The sequence below is a fragment of the Sanguibacter inulinus genome, from assembly GCF_013415325.1.
GTDB lineage: Bacteria > Actinomycetota > Actinomycetes > Actinomycetales > Cellulomonadaceae > Sanguibacter > Sanguibacter inulinus.
In genome coordinates this window covers 1-16,972 of record NZ_JACBYE010000067.1, presented here as the reverse complement: position 1 = coordinate 16,972, position 16,972 = coordinate 1, and the positions used below count along the sequence as shown (strand labels likewise).

Here is a 16,972-nt window from a genome sequence, read left to right as displayed (position 1 = left end):
GGTGGGCGTGGCTGGTGCTGCGCCTTCCCGCCGACCGAAGGGCGTCCACCATGACGACGATCGTCCACCTCGAGATCCAGATCCACCCCGACCACCTCGCCGACGCCGCCGAGCACCTCAGCGCGACGCTGGCCGCGACGCGGGCGTGGCCGGGCAACGAGGGCCTGGAGGCTCTGGTCGACGACGCCGACCCCGGTCACGTCCTCGTCGTCGAGCGGTGGGCGACCACCGCGGACCACGACGCCTACGCGGCCTGGCGCACGACCCCCGAGGGGCAGGGTCGCCTCGGCGAGATCCTCGCCGCCCCGCCGGTCAAGACCGTCTACTCCGAGCGCCTGCCGCTCGCTCTCTGACCTGCGTCCCCCGGCGGACGTCCGGTCTGGCCGGACGTCCGCCGGACCGCTGGTCATCCGTTCGTCCGGACGGCTGTCCGACTGTCCGCTTGCCGCCGTTGGTCCGCACGCCTGCCGCACCGACCTGCGTCTACGCCTGGGTCGCCTGGGCGTCCCGTCCCGCCCCCGCCGCCCGGGCGAGGATCTCGCGTCCTGCCGCGCGCGCGACCGCGAAGGGCTCGGAGAAGGTCGCCGTCCCGACGGTGACGATCGCGCCCTCGTAGAACAGCATGAGCATCTGCGCGATCGCCTCGGGCTCGGCGACCCCGGCCTCGCGGCACAGCTCGGCGAAGACGCCGAGCAGCCACACCTTCTGCCGCGTGACCTCTTGTGAGACCGGAGCCGACAGGTCGGCCGTCTCGGCGCGCGCGTTGATCGCCGCGCACCCCCGCGGGCTGTTGTCGTCAGACCACGCGGCCGCCGCGTCGAGGACGAGGAGCGGCCTGTCGAGTCCCGTCGCCCCTGAACCGGCGATGAAGCCCTCGAGGAACTCTCGCCACCGCCTGTCGCGCCCCTGCAGGTAGGCGACGACGAGGGCGTCCTTCGAGCCGAAGCGTGCGTAGAGCGTCTTCTTGGTGACGCCCGCGGTCTCGGCCACCAGGTCGACCCCGACGGCGTGGATCCCACGCTCGTAGAACAGCTCAGACGCGGCGTCGAGCACGCGCTGGGCGGCCGGCGTGAGCTCGGGGGCGGTGGGAGGAGTCTGCATCTGAGCCACTCTACCGATCTGTGGAGCACCGGGTATACCGATCTGTATAGTCGACACCATGACTAAACAGATCGGTATACCTGCTGTCGTCGTCCCTGCCCTGCTCTCGGTCGTCTTCGTGCTCTGCTGGTCCTCCGGGTTCCTCGTGGCCGCCGTGGACGTCGGCGCGCCTGTCGCCACCCTCCTCACCTGGCGCTTCGCGGTCGTCGTGCTCCTGCTCGCTGTAGCGACCGGTGTGCTCCGTCGCCGACGGCAGCACCAGGCGCCCCCGCGCGACGAGCTCGGGCGGCACGGGCTCGTCGGGCTGTTCTCCCAGGTCGGGTACGTCGTGCCGATCTACGTCTCGGTCGGGCTCGGTGTGAGCACGGGGACCACGGCGCTCATCGACGCCGTCCAGCCGCTCGTCGTGGCGACCCTCGTCGGACCTGTCCTCGGGCTCAGGGTCCGCGGCGCCCAGTGGGCGGGCCTGGCCGCCGGGGCGATGGGCGTCGCGCTCGTGGTCTCCGCGGACCTCGGGTCGGGGACGGCGTCCTGGTGGGCCTATCTGCTGCCGCTCGTCGCGATGGCCAGCCTCGTCGCCGCGACCCTCGTCGAGCGTCGTCACCCGTCCGAGGCCTCTGTGGCCGACACGCTCCTGCTGCACGCGACCGTCGCGCTCGTGGTCATCGGCGGGTTCGCGCTGCTCACGGGACAGGCCGTGCCCCCGACGACGGCCGTCTTCTGGTGGACCGTCGCCTTCGTGGCCGTCTCGCCGACCCTCGCCGCCTACGGGCTGTACTGGTACCTCGTGCGACGCCTCGGCATCACCGTGCTCAACGCGCTGCTGTTCTGCGTCGCACCGACGACAGCCGTCGCGGGGGCCCTGCTCTTCGGCGAGCCGCTCACGCCGCTGACCGTCGCCGGGCTCGCGCTCTGCGCTGCAGGTGTCGGCGTCGTCATCACGAGCGAGGCACGAGGTCGGCGTCCTTGCGCCGTCCCCGCGCGCGACCTAGTCTCCTGAGGGCGCTGTGGTGCGCCTCCCGACCTCCTAGGAGCACACTCATGGGCGCCCCCGCCGGCTGGTACGACGACCCGCAGGACCAGCAGCTGATCCGGTACTTCGACGGAGAGAGCTGGACCACGCAGACGGCCCCGCGTCCCGGCGCGAGCCAGCCGTCGTCGCCGGCGGCCCAGCCCTCGTCGCCCGCCGCCGCCCACGACGCACGCCCGGCGTGGGTGCAGGGTGCCCAGCAGCCCGCCCAGGGCCAGCAGCCCGGCGCGCAGAAGACACCCTCGTGGCAGGCTGGTGCCCAGCAGCAGGGCCAGCAGCCCGCGCAGAGCCAGCCGTCATGGCAGGCACAGCAGGCACAGCAGTCGCAGGCCCGCCAGCCGCAGCAGCCTCAGTCGCCGACAGCCGGCTTCCAGTTCGGCGGCGCCCAGCAGGTCCCGACCGCCGACGCCGCCCCCTCGCAGGGCACCCCCAAGTCCGTGAAGATCGGCATCCTCGCGGCGTTCCTGGCCTGCCTCGCGATCTTCGCCCTCGGCTACGCCATGACCGACCGCGAGTCCGGCGACGGCCTCTCGGCCTCCGAGCTCGGCATCTCCGGCCTCGGCTGCCCGGAGCTCGTCGACGAGTACGTCGGTCTCTCCGCCTCGGACCCCGACGACCAGCGCCTCGTCTCCGCGAGCGGTGGCTCCGAGGACCGCAGTGCTGTCGGTGACGTCAAGGCGCCGACGGGCAACGGTCAGAACTTCGTGTTCAGCTGCGAGTACCCGACCGCCGAGTGGGCCGACGGCAGCCAGTCGGGCCTGTCCCTCGAGGTCCGCGTCGACAAGAACCTCGACCTCTACATCGGCGCCGCGAAGCGCTGACGTCCGTCGAGCTCAGCGGCGGTCTGCTCGGACCCGCGCGGGAGGCCCTGTGCGACACCACCACCGGTGGTGCCGACAGGGCCTCCGTCGGATGGCCTGTGCGACACGGAGGTCGAGCAGGCGACCGGCTAGAGAGCCGCAGCCGCCGACGACGCCTCGTCGAGCGAGGCCAGGTATGCCGCGTTCCCCCGCACCGCAGGCTTGTACCTGTCGAGGTCCTCGGACTCCACGTGGTCCGCGAGGAGCAGCAGCACGCTCGCCAGGGCTGTGCTGGGACGCCCGGCAGCATGCAGGCTCAGCGACTCGAAGACGCCGAGGGCAGCAGACTCCGGGAACTCGGCCCGGGCCTGGGCGAAGAGCGCGAGGGAGTCCTCGACGCGCCCGACGTTGCGCAGCGTGCTGCCGTGCTGCAGGTAGCACCGTCGGCGGAGGTCTCCCTCGAGCCCTTCTGCCGTCGCCTGCTCGTACAGCCCGAGGGCCCTCTCTTCGTCTCCGGCCGTGTCGTAGGCACCGGCGAGCTCGTAGAGGACGCGGGCGTCGTGCGGGTGCTCGTCGTGCAGCGGCAGCAGGGCGGCGATCGTCGGCGCCATGTCGTCACGGTCACGAGCCGCGAAGATCCGGTCCAGCTCGTCGTACAGCTCTCGGGTCGTGCTGGTCTCTCTGGTCACTCGTGTCATGGTGTCCTCCAGCGGCCCACTCTTGCACGGCCACGCCGGCTGGCCCCGTCACGCGAGGACGACCGACGGGAATGCTGCGGCCCGCGTACCGGTTGACCCGAGCATGACTGCTCCCCTCAAGGTCGACATCTGGTCGGACATCGCCTGCCCCTGGTGCTACGTCGGCAAGCGCCGCTTCGAGGAGGCCCTCGTGGCCTTCGACGCGACAGGCGCCGCGCGCCCCGTCGAGATCGAGTACCACTCCTTCGAGCTCGCGCCCGACACCCCCGTCGACTTCGACGGCTCCGAGGTGGACTTCCTCGCCGGTCACAAGGGCATGCCGCGCGAGCAGGTCGCGCAGATGCTCGGTCAGATGACCGAGGTCGCCGCGTCGGTCGGTCTGAGCTACGACTTCGACGCGCTCCAGCACACCAAGACCCTCAAGGCCCACGAGCTGCTGCACCACGCCAAGGCGCAGGGCGTCCAGGGTGAGATGAAGGAGCGCCTGCTGCGCGCCTACTTCGAAGAGGGCCGTCACCTCGGGCGCGTCGACGAGCTCGTCGCGCTCGCGGCCGAGGTCGGCCTCGACGCCGACACCACCCGCGCGGTCCTCGAGTCGGGCGAGCACGCTGGCGACGTCGCCCAGGACATCGCCCAGGCGCAGGCCTACGGCATCCAGGGTGTGCCCTTCTTCGTCGTCGAGGGCAAGTACGGCGTGAGCGGCGCGCAGGAGCCCGCAGTGTTCGTGCAGGTCCTCGAGAAGGCCGCGGCCGACGCCGACGTCCCGGCGGACGCCGCCAGCCGTGGCTGACGACCGCACCTCGGCCGTGCCCGCCGACGCGGCGGGCACGGCACCGAGCGGTGCGTGCGAGGGCGGCGTGGCGCTCGCCGTCCCTCAGGTCCAGGTGATCCCCGCCTTCCAGATGCTCGGCTCGGACGACGTCGGCGTGTGCGTCGACGGCGTCTGCGCCGTGCCGGCACCGTCGACCGCCACGGAGCCCGCAGCCTCGACCGCGGATACCGAGCAGGACTGAGACTGCCGGGCGTCCGAGACGACGAGGCCGCCTGTCGCCTAGGCTCACCGGCATGACCACAGAGCAGCGCCCCGCGGCGCCCGACGCCACGAGCGCAGCCGCCGCGGCGCGAGCCCTCAACGAGGGTGCTGCGGCGGGCGAGGCTGCGGTCGGCCGCTCGACCGCGACCGTCGAGAAGACCGCCACGGTCACGAAGACCGCGGGCGCCGCGCAGACTGCGGACAGCGCCACCGCCACGGACCCCACGACGGTCCAGCAGGTCGGCACGGTCAGCCTCGGGGAGGCGGCGCGGCGCAGCTGGCACCGGTGGGCCTCGCACATCAACGACCCGCGCCTCCCGCCCGTGCCCAAGACCCCGCACTGGTGGTCGCTGCACGGTGTCGGCGCGTGGTTCGGCGTGATCTTCTACTCGTGGTCGATGAGCGCGTCCCTGCTCCCACGCCCCTGGTACCTGCAGGCCCTCGCGACGGGCATCTGCGTCGCTCTCGGCTACGGCGTCGGGGTGAGCATCGCGACCCTGCTGCGCAGGCTCGGGTTCTCGCCCGACTGGAAGGCGAGCCGGCGCCGCTGGGCCTGGATCGTCCTGGCCGTCGTGACGGCTGTCGTCGTGCCGCTCGCCTTCTTCCTCGGCGGTCACGCCCAGACCGTGACGGCCGAGCTGGTCGGCATGCCCGTCGACAACCGCTGGTTCCACGTCCTGGCGATCCCGGTCGCCGCTCTCGTCGCGGTCGCCCTCATCGGGCTGTTCAGGGCCCTCATCCAGCTCGGCAAGATCTTCGCGCGCTTCGGCTCGCGCTTCGTACCCGTGCTCCCCGCCAAGATCTTCGGCACCGTCACGGCCGTGGTGGTCGCCGTGCTGCTCGTCCAGGACGGCGTGCTGCCCGGCATCCTGGCCGTCGGCGGACGTCTCGCGGCGCAGACCGACCAGGCGGAGGTCCCGGGTGTCGAGCAGCCTGTCGACCCCGAGCGCTCCGGCTCGCCGGACTCCCTCGTCGACTGGGACGGGATGGGCCGCAACGGCAAGGTCTTCGTCGCGGGCGGCCCGACGGTCGACGAGCTCGAAGAGTTCAGCGGCGAGCCCGCGATGACGCCGGTCCGTGCCTATGCGGGGCTCGAGACCTCGGACGACCTGCGCGAGGTCGCGGCGACTGTCGTCGCCGAGCTCGCCCGCGAGGGCGGCTTCGACCGCGAGGTGCTGGCCGTGGCGACGACGACGGGCAGCGGCTGGGTCAACGAGGCCCCGAGCACCTCGCTCGAGTACCTGCACAACGGTGACACCGCGATCGCCGCCATGCAGTACTCCTACCTGCCGAGCCCGCTCGCCTTCATCGCCGACCGCGAGACCCCGGAGAACGCCGGGCGGGCGCTCTTCGAGGCCGTCTACGCGGTGTGGGACCAGATGCCCGAAGACTCACGCCCGAAGCTCGTGGTCTTCGGCGAGAGCCTCGGCTCCTACGGCGGGCAGGCCGCCTTCAGCGGCGTCGACGACATGGCCGCGCGGGTCGACGGCGCGCTGTGGATCGGCTCCCCGAACTTCTCCGAGCCGTGGGGGCGGATCACCGACGAGCGTGACGCAGGCTCGCCCGAGCGGCTGCCCGTCGTCGACGGCGGCGACCACGTGCGCTTCGTCGACACCCCCGACGGGCTGACCGACCTCGGCCCGTGGGAGGCCCCGCGGATCGTGTACCTGCAGCACGCGACAGACCCTGTCGTCTGGTGGTCGCCCGACCTCATCCTCCGCCAGCCCGACTGGCTCAAGGACGACCTCGCGCCCTCGGTCAACCCCGACATGCAGTGGTACCCCTTCGTCACCTTCTGGCAGGTGACCGTCGACATGGTGTTCTCGATCGACATGCCCGACGGCTACGGGCACAGCTACGAGCTCGGGACGGTCGACTCCTGGGCCGCCATCGTGCCGCCCGAGGGCTGGACCGCGGCCGACACGTCGGCGCTGCGCGAGTGGGTGGCCGAGCCCGGCGCCTAGAGGTGCTGGGCCTGCGGGCTCCCGAGGAGCCAGTCGACCACCTCGACAGCCGTCCACGTGCCGGGGTGGCGCGCTGCCAGTCGTGTCGCCCCGTCGACGTCGACCCCCAGGGTGACCAACGGCGGCTCGACGTAGCCGTCGCCGCGCGTCTGGCCGAGCCCGACGTTCGCGGCGAGGGAGTTGCACAGGCAGGACCGTCCGACGGTGTCTGCGGCGTCGCCGCCCTTGCGCTCGTACATGTGCACAGGTTCGGCAGGGCAGCGGTACGTGATGGTCCCGTCGGTGCGCTCGAGCGGGGTCCGCAGGTAGCCGAGGTCGCAGAGCCTCGGGCGCTCGGCGACCACGGAGGCGTTGGAGAGGGTCGCGGGGAGCTGGACGACCTTGAAGGGGAAGCCCGTCGGCGAGGCGAGCGGGTCTGTCCGGACGTCGAGGGTGCCAGCCCGCAGCCGGGCGAGCACGTCGTCGCGGAACGCAGGGTCGAGACCGGACTCCTCGGAGAGCGCGAACAGCGTGCCGACCTGCACCCCGGCAGCCCCAGACTCTTCAGCCGCTGCCAGCGCCTCGGGCGTCCCGTGCGCGCCAGCCAGCCAGAACGGCAGCCCGAGCTCGGCGACCTTCGACACGTCGGCCTGGTCGCGCGGCCCGAAGATCGGCTGACCTGTGTCGTCGAGGGTGAGCCGGCCGCGCGGCGGCGCGTTGTGGCCGCCCGCGGGCGGGCCCTCGACGACGAACCCGTCGGGACGGACCGTGTCGTCCCGCACGAGGTGCGCCGCGAGGGCGTGCGCGGAGACGATCGCGAGGAAGGTCGGCCGGACGAGCGGCTCGAGCGGGATGCCGAGGAGCGCCTCGGGGTCGAGGTCGACAGTGTGCCCAGACCCGCCGGTGACAGTCACCGGGAGCTGGACCGCCTCGTGCCCGGAGAGGTGGTCGAGCAGCCGGGGGATGTCCCGGGGGATACCTGCACCCATGACCACGTAGTCGACGCCGGCGAGCATCGAGCCGTAGGTCGCTGTCGGGGTGGCCATCTGGACCTTCTCGAGGAAGTTGATACCGACCAGGCCGTCATGCCCCTCCTTGGCGAGCCACACCTCGACAAAGCTGCCGAGGACCATGAGCTCCTGGGCCAGCCGGGTCTGGCGCAGCGCGAGCCTGGGGACCGGTGCATAGGGCTGACCCGCCCGGCGACCGTCGGCCCTGAAGTACCGGGCCAGCACCCGCTGGGCGATGCGGGGGACGGGGAAGGCGCCGAGCGCGCGTCGTGCGGCGCCGTCCTGGTCGCCGTCCTGCAGGCGTCGCGCGAGCACGAGGTCGAGGGCCGTCCCGGAGACCAGGCCGAGCTGGCCTGTGCGGGCGACGGCCGAGGCCAGCCGCCACGACGAGACGGCGACGCCCATCCCACCCTGGATGACACGAGGGAGCGACCGGCCCGGGGCGGGCAGGGAGAGCTGGAGTGCGGTCACGGATCGACCCCTCTGTCAGGCTACGGTGACGTAGGTTACTGAACCGTAGGTTCGAGGGGTGGGGCGGGCCCGGGACCAACGTCCCCGGCCCGCCCGGTGGTACCGGAACTGCTCGGCTACATGCCCATCGCGTGGACGCCGCCGTCCACGTGGACGATCTCGCCGGTCGTCGCGGGGAACCAGTCGGAGAGCAGCGCGGCCACGGCGCGGGCCGTGGGCTCGGGGTCGCTGACGTCCCAGCCGAGCGGGGCGCGCTCGTCCCAGCCGCCCTCGACGGCCTCGAAGCCCGGGATCGACTTCGCGGCGGTGGTCTTGACCGGACCTGCTGCCACGAGGTTCACACGGATGCCGTGCGGGCCGAGGTCGCGGGCCAGGTAACGCGACGTCGACTCGAAGGCCGCCTTGGCGACGCCCATCCAGTCGTAGACCGGCCAGGCGACGCTCGCGTCGAAGGTCAGGCCGACGACAGAGCCGCCACCCGAGAGCAGCGGCTGGGCCGCTACGGCGAGGGACTTGAGGGAGAATGCCGAGACCTGGAGGGCTGTGGCGACGTCCGCCCACTGACCGGCGAGGAAGTTGCCGCCGAGCACAGACTGCGGGGCGAAGCCGATCGAGTGGACGACCCCGTCGAGGTGGTCCGCGTGCACGCGGACGGCGTCGGCGAGCGCCGCGAGGTGGGCGTCGTCGGTCACGTCGAGCTCGACGACAGGAGCCGGGGCGGGCAGGCGCTTGGCGATCGCCTGGGTGAGGCGGAGCTGACGCCCGAAGGACGTGAGGATCACCTGGGCGCCCTCCTGCTGCGCGAGGCGTGCCACGTGGAACGCGATCGAGTGGTCCGTGAGGACCCCCGTCACCAAGATCGTCTTGCCGTCGAGCAGGGCCATGCGGGTGTCCGTCCGTCGAGGGGTGGGTGCTGGGCTCATCTTCGCAGGTGCCGCGACAGCCAGGGGCCGCCTCCCTAGGCTGGGTGCATGACGACGCAGATCACCTCGGCCCAGGACGTGCTCGACGACGGATTCGTCCTCGTCTGCGACTACCAGCTCACCCTCGAGGGTGTCGTGGGGGAGGGGACGCCGTACGCGGCCGCCGCGGGTGGGCGGTACGACGTCGACCTCGCGGCCGGGACGCTCACCTTCTCCGGTGCAGGTGTGCCCCCTGTCGTGCTGCGCGCCCACCTGCTCGGGTCGGCTGCGCCGGGCCCCGGCACGTGGTTGTGGGCGTGGGGCAACGACGCCGGCTTCCCCGACGAGGTGCTCGCCTACGCCCGGCACGTCAGCGACTTCGGCGCCCGCCACGGTCTCACCGAGCTCATCCAGGCCCAGCAGGAGCTGCGCTCCTCTCCGCGCGAGGATGCCCGGCACTACGCGGCGCTCGCGGCCACGGTCTGCGGCGGCATGACCACCTACACCTGCGTGGTCGGCGCGGGGACCGTGGTGGCGCTGCTGCTCGACGGGCCCGAGGTGACGCTGCCTGCGCCGAGCGCCGTCCGGGCTGCGGCCCTGCTGCCGGAGGTCGCAGCCTCGGGTGTGGTCGTGGACTGGCCTCGTGCCGTGTCGTCCTACGGCCGGATGCGGGGCTTCGGCGTCGAGGAGGCGGCCGGCGAGACGACGCTGCGCGCTGCGGACGGCGCTGTGGTCGCGACCTTCGACGACCTCGGGCGGCTCTCGAAGGTGTCGGGACGACTGGGCGGCTGAGCCACCTCAATACTTGACACTACAACTAATGAATGATCAACTAGTTCTTCCACACCCCGGAGGAGCACCCGCATGAGCCGCGACATGATCGACACGTCCACCTCGCCCGCGCAGGCCGACGCCCGCGCCGCCGAGCACGAGGCGCGCGTCCAGGCGCCGCACGCCCTCGGCGCCGTCGACCTGCTCGCCGCCGACACCTCGATGGACGCCGTGACGCTCTACGTCCACGACATCGACGCGATGGTCGCCTTCTACACCACGGCGATCGCCCTCGACGTCATCGCCCCCGCGGGCGGTGCCTCGTCGGCCGCCGCAGACCGCCGGTCCGGGATCGTCACCCTCGGCCGAGGCCGCACGCCGCTCGTCGTGCTCCGTCACGCCCCCGACATGCCCGCCCGCCGCCCGGGCGAGGCCGGCCTGTTCCACACGGCGATCCTCTTCCCGACGCAGGCTGCGCTCGCCGCGACCATGCTGCGCGTCGCCGAGCACGCCCCGCGGCTCTACACGGGCAGCGCCGACCACCTCGTCTCCGAGGCCTTCTACCTCGACGACCCCGAGGGCAACGGCATCGAGCTCTACGTCGACCGCTCCCGTGACCAGTGGTCCTGGCAGGGCAGCCACGTCGTCATGGACAACCGCCCGCTCGACCCCAACGGCTTCATCCGGACGCACCTGACCGACGAGGTCGCTGCGGCCCCGAACGCCCAGGACGCCGTCGTCGGGCACGTCCACCTGCAGGTCGGCGACGTCGAGCGCGCCCGCCAGTTCTACGTCGACACCGTCGGCTTCGAGGCCACCGCCGAGATGCACAGCGCGCTGTTCGTCTCCGCAGGCGGCTACCACCACCACATGGCCATGAACACGTGGTCCTCCATGGGCGCCGGTCCGCGCGCGGTGTCGCTCGGCCTCGGCGAGGTGTCGATCGTCGTGCCGACAGCGGACGACGTCAGCGCCCTGGCCGACAGGCTGCGGCACCACTCCGTGACCGTCGCCCACGAGGGTGCCGGAGGACCGGGCGCGCTGCTCCGCTTCGACGACCCGTGGCGCAACCGGATCGCGGTGTCGGCGGCGGCCTGACGCCGCCCTGGCGGGTGGTGCCGCGGGCGTCGTCCTGCGCAGACCGGTCGATCTGTGCAGGAGAACACCCACGGCCGTCGTGGCGCCTCTCGCGGACCGACACCCTCGAGAGGCATGACAGATGTCATGCCCTCACCAGGACTCCCTCACCCCGGACTGGTGAGCGCACGCACTGACCTCTGACCTCGCCCGGCGGGAGGGTAGAGGTATGAGCCAGCACACGACACACAGCCCCGCGCAGAGCGGTGACCTCGTCATCGACGTGCGCGACGCCAGGCGCCGCTACGGCGCACCCGCCTCCAGCCGCAAGGGTGCGTCCCGCGGCTTCGACGCCGTCCGCGGGGTCGACCTCCAGATCCACCGCGGCGAGCTCTTCGCGCTCCTCGGCACCAACGGCGCCGGCAAGACCTCCCTCATGGAGATGATCGAGGGCATCGCCGCCCCGAGCGGCGGCAGCATCCGCGTCCTCGGCAAGGACCCCTTCATGGAGCGTTCCGAGGTCCGCCGGCACACCGGCATCATGCTGCAGGACGCCGGCTTCCCGGCCGACCTCACGGTCAAGGACATGGCCAAGGCCTGGGCCGGGACGCTCACCGACCCGCGCCCGGTCGCCGAGGCCCTCGACCTCGTGGACCTCGGCCACCGCGCCGACGTCGCGATCCAGAGCCTCTCGGGCGGAGAACGTCGCCGTCTCGACCTCGCGCTCGCCGTCATGGGGCGTCCGTCAGTCCTGTTCCTCGACGAGCCGACCACGGGCCTCGACCCGGAGAGCCGCATCGCCGCCTGGGACCTCATCGCCTCGCTGCGCGACGCCGGCACCACGATCATGCTCACGACGCACTACCTCGACGAGGCCGCGCGCCTGGCGGACAGGCTCGCGATCATGCACCACGGGCAGGTGGTCGTCACCGGCACCCAGTCCGAGATCGTCTCCGGTTACCCCTCGCGCATCGGCGCGACCCTCCCGGCCGACGCCCCGCCGCTGCCCCCCGAGCTCGTCCGCGGGCTGCGCGGTGACGGACCCCGCGCGCTCGTCGAGACCGACGACCTCCAGGGCGACCTCACCCGGCTGCTCGCGTGGGCGCAGCAGCACCAGGTCGTCCTCGGCGACCTCGACGCACGGGCGTCGACCCTCGAGCAGGCCTTCCTCTCGATCGCCGCACAGCCACGTATCGACGACCGGCAGCCCGGCCACGACCAGCAGCCCGGCGCCCTGGCGCCGACCACCCTGCGCACAGCACCGAAGGAGCACGCAGCATGAGCACCCTCACCAGCACACCATCCGCCCCGGCGCGCACGTCGTCGGCGCCGACCACCTCGCCCAGCGACCGCAGGCTGTCCCTGCGCCGCACCTGGTCCCTGGCCTCGGCCGAGCTCCGCCTGCTGCTCCGCAACCGGGCGCTGCTCTTCTACTCGGCCGGTCTGCCGATCCTCGCCGGCCTGTTCATGCTCCGCGTCCTCCCCGACTCCGGGGACAGCACGCAGATGCAGGCCACCCGGCTGATCGTCACCATCACCGGCTTCGCGCTGCTCTTCGGCGTCTACTACTCCCTCGTCTCGACCTTCGTCGCCCGCCGCCAGGACCTCGTCCTCAAGCGGCTGCGGTCGGGGGAGAGCTCCGTGCTCGACGTCCTCACGTCGATCTCGCTGCCGTCGATGCTCACGATGATCGTCCAGGCCGTCGTCGCGGCCGTGCTCGCGGCGGTGCTCGTCGACACGTACACACCCGTCAACGTGGCGCTCGTGGTCGTCGCGGTCCTCGGCGGCGGGATCGTCGTCGCGCTGCTCGCCGCTGTGAGCAGCGCCTTCAGCAGCACCGTCGAGTCCGTGCAGGTCACCACCCTGCCGCTCATCCTCGTGCTCATGGCAGCGCCCGGCTTCGCCGTCCCGGCCTCGGTCATGCCGGACACCTTCCTCGCCGTCGCGCGCTTCCTGCCGATGAGCCCCGTCGTCGAGCTCATCGAGCTCGGGATCGCCGGGGTCGACAGGTCGGGTGAGGTCCTCGATCTCGCCGGGACCTTCTCCGCCGCGGCGCTGCCCGTCGCGGTGCTCGTCGCCTGGGGTGCGATCGGGGTGTGGGCGACCATCCGCTACTTCCGCTGGGAGCCGCGCCGCTGACCGGCGCGTGTGACAGGGTGTGACCCGTGGAACTACGCCAGGCCTCGCGTGCGCGACGCAGCCAGACCGACTCCCTCGACCTGCTGATCCGCGGGACGCTCTACTCGATCCTGCTCTTCGAGGTCTTCCTGGTCGCCCAGATCTTCGTGGGCGACCAGGGCGGCCTCGTCGCCGTGGGCGCGCTGCTCGGGCTCGGCCACGGAGTCGTGTGCGGGCTCGTGCTGCGAGGGAGCCTCGGGACCATGCTCCGGGGAGAACCCCTGGACCGTCGTCTCTGGTGGGCGCTCGGGGGAGCGGCGGTCGTCATGGTCGCCGCGATCCTGCTGCTCCGGGGCGGCGAGAACCTCGCCGGCTCGATCCGGCTGTCGTTGCTCGTCGTCGGGTCGTTCTCGCTCTACGCGATCTCCCCGGTCTGGTCGGCGCGGCGGCTCACCGTCGCCTCGCTGGTCCTGTCCGGAGTCGTCCTCGCCCTGACCACCGGTGACGCCGCTGCCGGTGACGCCCTCGTGGTGGTCGTCGCCTTCGCGGTCCTCTGGCCCCTCTTCGTCGTGGTCGTCGCCGGGCGCATGACCTGCTGGATGCTGCTGCTCGTCTGGCAGCTCGACGCGGCCCGGACCGCGCAGGCCCAGCTCGCCGTCGCCGAAGAACGCCTGCGCTTCTCCCGCGACCTGCACGACGTCGTCGGGCGGACCCTGTCCGTCGTCGCGGTCAAGAGCGAGCTGGCCGCCGAGCTCGCCCGGCGCGGCCTCGACGGGGCCGCCGAGCAGATGCTCGAGGTCCGGCAGATCGCCCAGGACTCGCTCCGCGAGGTCCGCACCCTCGCCGTCGGGTACCGCACGGCGGACCTCGACGCAGAGCTCGCGGGGGCGCGGTCGTTGCTCCGATCGGCTGGCATCGACGCCCGGACGACCATGCTCGCCGAGCTCCCCGGACCGGCCGAGCGCGAGGTGCTCGCCTGGGTCGTCCGGGAGACGACCACCAACGTGGTGCGCCACTCGGACGCCCGCCGGTGCACGCTCGACCTCATGCAGGGCGACGACGACACCACGGTGCTGCTCGTCGTCACGAACGACGGCATCGCGCCCGACGCGTCGGCACCGATCAGCGGGACTGGCCTCACCGGGCTGCGCGAGCGGCTCTCGGCCGTCGGCGGTCGGCTCGACGTGCGGGTCGAGGGCGGGACCTTCGTCGTCTCCGCGACGGTCCCCGGCCTTGCGGACAGTGCAGGAGATCACGCCGAGCGCTCGGGTGCCGCCACCCGGGACGCCGACGGGCGCAGCCCGGTGCTCTCCGAGCCGACCAGTCCCACTGTCTCGACCGACGCGACCGACCCCACCGACGCGACCGACCCCACCGACGGAGCCACACCCCGTGACTGACACCCCGACCCCTGCGGGACCGGCGCCGACCACCATCCGGGTGCTGCTCGCCGACGACGAGAACCTCATCCGCACGGCCGTCGCCACGCTGCTCGGTCTCGAGGACGACCTCGACGTCGTCGCCCAGGCGGCGACGGGCGACGAGGCGCTCGCCGTCGCGCTCCGCACGTCCCCCGACGTCGCGGTGCTGGACCTCCAGATGCCCGGCCTCGACGGCATCGAGGTCGCCGAGCGTCTCGCGGCCCAGCTCCCCGGGTGTCGCTGCATCATCGTCACGAGCCACGGCCGGCCCGGGTACCTCAAGCGCGCGCTCGCCGTCGGGGTCCGCGGCTTCTTGCCCAAGACCGCCTCGGCCCTCGTCGTCGCCGACGTCATCCGCTCGGTCCACGCCGGCGGACGCTACGTCGACCCCGAGCTCGCCGCCGAGGCGATCGCGTCGGGTGACAGCCCGCTCACCGCCCGCGAGGCCGACGTCCTCGCGCTCGCGGCCGACGGATCGCCGGTCGACGAGATCGCCGTGCGGGTGTCGCTGTCTGTCGGGACGGTCCGCAACTACCTGTCGACGGCCGTCATGAAGCTCGGCGTCTCCAACCGCCACGAGGCCGCCGCGACGGCCCGCCGCCACGGCTGGATCTGACCCCGACCCACCGGTCCGGCCCTGCCCGGCTCTCCTGCCCTGTGCTGACCTGACCTGCCCGGCTCCACCCAGCGAGATCGTGACTTCGGAGCGAGATCGTGACCTGCAAGGGTCGATCTCGCTCCGAAGTCACGATCTCGACCACGCGGGGAGGCGCGGGAATCGTCTGCCTCAGCTCAGCTCAGCTCCGCTCCGCTCAGCCCTGCCCTGTGCGGCTCAGCTGCCGGGCTGCTGGTCGGGTCCGAGCACGCGCACGACGACCAGCGCCACGTCGTCTGCGGTCGACGGTGCGAGGGTGGACAGGATGTGGTCTCCGAGCTCGGTGACACCCCGTGCCTGCCCGTGCGACAGTGCGGCACGCAGCGCGGCGAAGCCGGTCGAGAGGTGCTCGTCGCGGCGCTCGACAAGACCGTCCGTGTACAGCACGAGGGTGTCGCCCGGGTCGAGGTCGATCTCGTGCTGCGTGCGTGCCAGGTCTGTGCGGACCCCGAGGATCGGGTCGTTGCGCCGCTGGAGCAGCTCGACAGACCCGTCGGCCCGTACGACGGCCGGGTAGGGGTGGCCGGCGTTGGTCCACAGGACCGTGCGCGCACCGGGGCGCGGGCCGTCGCACGCAGGCTTGACCTGGGCGAGGACGGCTGTCGCGGTGACGTGCGGTCCCAGTGCGAGGCCGGCGATCGCGGTGTCGGTCCGCTCGAAGACCCGAGCCGGGTCCTGCTCGCTGTCGAAGGCGATCGCACGGATCAGCCCTCGCAGCTGCCCCATCGCGGCGGCGGCCTCGTCGTCGTGCCCGGTGACGTCCCCGATCACCAGGGTCGCGCAGCCGTCCTTGGTGATGAAGGAGTCGTACCAGTCGCCGCCGATCTGCAGGTCGTCGCGGGACGGCTCGTACCAGGCCACCAGGTCGAGGCCCTCGGGGCGGGCTGGCGTGGTGAGCATCGAGCGTTGGAGGGCGAGCGACGTGGTGCGGGTCTGACGCTCGTGCGCCTCGGCGAGGGCGGTCCGTGCGTCTCGGGCGTCGAGGGTCGACTGCTGCGCGTTGACGGCCCGGAGCGCTCCGGCGATCGAGGCGGCGATCAGCTCGACGAAGCTCACCAGCGACTGGTCTACTGGGCGCAACGGGCTGCCTTCGACGAGGACCAAGCCTGCGGCCTCGGCGCCGTCCTCGACGACGAGCGGCACGACCACGTTGTGGTTCACGCAGAGGGGTTCGAGCGTGCGCAGCGCCCGTGCGTGGTAGAGGCCGAGGGGTTCGTCGAAGTCGAGACTCGGGTCGCTGTCCCTGACGGGGCGCAGCCGACCGTCCTCCGCGAGCAGGATCGACGCGTGTGCGACGTCGGAGCAGTGCCCCAGCACGTCGAGCGCGATCGACGTGCGCTCGGCCGCGTCCCCCCGTGCAGTCTGGAGGCGACGGTGCAGCTCGTCCAGGGTCCGCAGCCTGCGCAGCGCCACCACGTGCTCGGTGGTCTCGGTGCCGAGGGTCAGCACCCCGGACACCTCACCTGCGGAGTCGACCAGCGGGCTGTACGAGAAGGTGAAGAACGTCTCCTCCTCGAAGCCCGACCTGTCGAAGAGCATCCGCAGGTCACGTCCGCCGACAGGCTCCCGGGACGACATGACGTGCTCGAACATCGGTCCGACGGTGTCCCACGCCTCGGGGACGACCTCCCGCAGCGGTGACCCGAGCGCCCCGACCCGCTTCGTCGCGCCGAGCATGTCGCGATAGGCGTCGTTGAAGATCATGGTGTGCTCAGGGCCCCAGGTGACGAGGGCCGGGAAGTCTGTCGCGAGGCACATGCGGACGGCGTGGCGCAGACCGTCGTCCCACGTCGACGGCTCGCCGAGCGGTGTCAGGTGCCACGGGTGCTCGAGGGCCGCCCGCCCGCACTCGCTGCGCAGCGCCGTCGGCGCGAACCATCCAGAGATCACGACGGCACCCTACCGGCCGCCCCCGACACCGCCGGCGACGCAGCGCCGGCGG

Annotated in this window: 17 protein-coding genes; 12 read left to right on the top strand and 5 right to left on the bottom strand. The window is 72.4% G+C overall.

All coding sequences use genetic code 11. The annotated features are described in order from the left end of the window. The coding region (locus HZZ10_RS17670) for a putative quinol monooxygenase (protein ID WP_228087782.1) at positions 1-353 on the top strand (353 nt) is incomplete at its 5' end. Between the two features lie 130 nt (positions 354-483). Here the strand turns inward: HZZ10_RS17670 and HZZ10_RS17665 are convergent. Continuing rightward, positions 484-1,101, bottom strand: coding sequence for a TetR/AcrR family transcriptional regulator (locus HZZ10_RS17665; protein ID WP_179914518.1), 618 nt, complete (start codon positions 1,099-1,101; stop codon positions 484-486). A gap of 58 nt (positions 1,102-1,159) precedes the next feature. Between HZZ10_RS17665 and HZZ10_RS17660 the strand changes: the two genes are divergently transcribed. Together HZZ10_RS17660 and HZZ10_RS17655 are read left to right on the top strand one after the other, a co-directional pair. Then, positions 1,160-2,101 carry a DMT family transporter gene (locus HZZ10_RS17660; protein ID WP_179914517.1) on the top strand — a complete coding sequence of 314 codons (942 nt, stop codon included), beginning with the start codon at positions 1,160-1,162 and terminating at the stop codon, positions 2,099-2,101. 41 nt (positions 2,102-2,142) lie between these two features. Next, on the top strand, positions 2,143-2,952 hold the full coding sequence (locus tag HZZ10_RS17655) for a DUF2510 domain-containing protein (protein WP_179914516.1): 810 nt from the start codon (positions 2,143-2,145) through the stop codon (positions 2,950-2,952). Between the two features lie 128 nt (positions 2,953-3,080). Here the strand turns inward: HZZ10_RS17655 and HZZ10_RS17650 are convergent, their stop codons facing one another. Next, the gene (locus HZZ10_RS17650; protein WP_179914515.1) at positions 3,081-3,629 is read right to left on the bottom strand and encodes a tetratricopeptide repeat protein; all 549 of its coding nucleotides are present in this window, start codon (positions 3,627-3,629) and stop codon (positions 3,081-3,083) included. Between the two features lie 103 nt (positions 3,630-3,732). Between HZZ10_RS17650 and HZZ10_RS17645 the strand changes: the two genes are divergently transcribed. Genes HZZ10_RS17645 through HZZ10_RS17635 form a run of 3 tightly spaced genes read left to right on the top strand, consistent with a single transcriptional unit; the run spans position 3,733 to position 6,626 of the window. Beyond that, entirely contained in the window at positions 3,733-4,419 is a 687-nt protein-coding gene (locus HZZ10_RS17645; RefSeq protein ID WP_179914514.1) for a DsbA family oxidoreductase, read from the top strand. After that, complete coding sequence (locus HZZ10_RS17640; protein WP_179914513.1) at positions 4,412-4,642, top strand: hypothetical protein; 231 nt, start codon at positions 4,412-4,414, stop codon at positions 4,640-4,642. The genes HZZ10_RS17645 and HZZ10_RS17640 overlap by 8 nt, the downstream gene beginning before the upstream one ends. Positions 4,643-4,694: 52 nt before the next feature. Beyond that, positions 4,695-6,626 (top strand): alpha/beta hydrolase, encoded by a 1,932-nt coding sequence (locus HZZ10_RS17635; RefSeq protein WP_179914512.1) that lies wholly within the window; start codon positions 4,695-4,697, stop codon positions 6,624-6,626. Here HZZ10_RS17635 and HZZ10_RS17630 read toward each other — a convergent pair. Then, positions 6,623-8,086: a nitronate monooxygenase gene (locus HZZ10_RS17630; RefSeq protein ID WP_308507615.1), complete on the bottom strand. Its 1,464-nt coding sequence runs from the start codon at positions 8,084-8,086 to the stop codon at positions 6,623-6,625. The two genes, HZZ10_RS17635 and HZZ10_RS17630, sit on opposite strands and share 4 nt — an antisense overlap. Positions 8,087-8,202: 116 nt before the next feature. Then, the gene (gene fabI, locus HZZ10_RS17625; RefSeq protein WP_179914519.1) at positions 8,203-8,970 is read right to left on the bottom strand and encodes an enoyl-ACP reductase FabI; all 768 of its coding nucleotides are present in this window, start codon (positions 8,968-8,970) and stop codon (positions 8,203-8,205) included. Positions 8,971-9,057: 87 nt separating this feature from the next. Between fabI and HZZ10_RS17620 the strand changes: the two genes are divergently transcribed. The 6 genes from HZZ10_RS17620 to HZZ10_RS17595 all read left to right on the top strand — a co-directional run bounded on the left by HZZ10_RS17620 (position 9,058) and on the right by HZZ10_RS17595 (position 14,991). Continuing rightward, complete coding sequence (locus HZZ10_RS17620; RefSeq protein ID WP_179914511.1) at positions 9,058-9,780, top strand: DUF6882 domain-containing protein; 723 nt, start codon at positions 9,058-9,060, stop codon at positions 9,778-9,780. 72 nt (positions 9,781-9,852) lie between these two features. Next, positions 9,853-10,857, top strand: coding sequence for a VOC family protein (locus tag HZZ10_RS17615; protein ID WP_179914510.1), 1,005 nt, complete (start codon positions 9,853-9,855; stop codon positions 10,855-10,857). Positions 10,858-11,065: 208 nt separating this feature from the next. Further along, a complete protein-coding gene (locus HZZ10_RS17610) occupies positions 11,066-12,118 on the top strand; it encodes an ABC transporter ATP-binding protein (protein WP_056135595.1) in 1,053 nt (350 codons plus the stop codon). Next, positions 12,115-12,975, top strand: coding sequence for an ABC transporter permease (locus tag HZZ10_RS17605; RefSeq protein ID WP_056135599.1), 861 nt, complete (start codon positions 12,115-12,117; stop codon positions 12,973-12,975). The genes HZZ10_RS17610 and HZZ10_RS17605 overlap by 4 nt, the downstream gene beginning before the upstream one ends. A gap of 26 nt (positions 12,976-13,001) precedes the next feature. Then, the gene (locus HZZ10_RS19710) at positions 13,002-14,354 is read left to right on the top strand and encodes a sensor histidine kinase (RefSeq protein WP_179914509.1); all 1,353 of its coding nucleotides are present in this window, start codon (positions 13,002-13,004) and stop codon (positions 14,352-14,354) included. Continuing rightward, positions 14,347-14,991 (top strand): response regulator transcription factor, encoded by a 645-nt coding sequence (locus tag HZZ10_RS17595; RefSeq protein WP_082544121.1) that lies wholly within the window; start codon positions 14,347-14,349, stop codon positions 14,989-14,991. Before HZZ10_RS19710 ends, HZZ10_RS17595 begins: the two co-directional genes overlap by 8 nt. A gap of 216 nt (positions 14,992-15,207) precedes the next feature. On the opposite strand, the gene HZZ10_RS17590 is transcribed toward HZZ10_RS17595, so the two are convergent. Beyond that, the gene (locus HZZ10_RS17590) at positions 15,208-16,920 is read right to left on the bottom strand and encodes a PP2C family protein-serine/threonine phosphatase (protein ID WP_179914508.1); all 1,713 of its coding nucleotides are present in this window, start codon (positions 16,918-16,920) and stop codon (positions 15,208-15,210) included. Positions 16,921-16,972: the final 52 nt, after the last annotated feature.

Coding starts and splice junctions, on each gene's coding strand:
- HZZ10_RS17610 (WP_056135595.1), top strand. CDS start 11,066: ATGAGCCAGCACACGACACACAGCCCCGCGCAGAGCGGTGACCTCGTC.
- HZZ10_RS17665 (WP_179914518.1), bottom strand. CDS start 1,101: ATGCAGACTCCTCCCACCGCCCCCGAGCTCACGCCGGCCGCCCAGCGC.
- fabI (WP_179914519.1), bottom strand. CDS start 8,970: ATGGCCCTGCTCGACGGCAAGACGATCTTGGTGACGGGGGTCCTCACG.
- HZZ10_RS17650 (WP_179914515.1), bottom strand. CDS start 3,629: ATGACACGAGTGACCAGAGAGACCAGCACGACCCGAGAGCTGTACGAC.
- HZZ10_RS17655 (WP_179914516.1), top strand. CDS start 2,143: ATGGGCGCCCCCGCCGGCTGGTACGACGACCCGCAGGACCAGCAGCTG.
- HZZ10_RS17660 (WP_179914517.1), top strand. CDS start 1,160: ATGACTAAACAGATCGGTATACCTGCTGTCGTCGTCCCTGCCCTGCTC.
- HZZ10_RS17635 (WP_179914512.1), top strand. CDS start 4,695: ATGACCACAGAGCAGCGCCCCGCGGCGCCCGACGCCACGAGCGCAGCC.
- HZZ10_RS17620 (WP_179914511.1), top strand. CDS start 9,058: ATGACGACGCAGATCACCTCGGCCCAGGACGTGCTCGACGACGGATTC.
- HZZ10_RS17645 (WP_179914514.1), top strand. CDS start 3,733: ATGACTGCTCCCCTCAAGGTCGACATCTGGTCGGACATCGCCTGCCCC.
- HZZ10_RS17605 (WP_056135599.1), top strand. CDS start 12,115: ATGAGCACCCTCACCAGCACACCATCCGCCCCGGCGCGCACGTCGTCG.
- HZZ10_RS17615 (WP_179914510.1), top strand. CDS start 9,853: ATGAGCCGCGACATGATCGACACGTCCACCTCGCCCGCGCAGGCCGAC.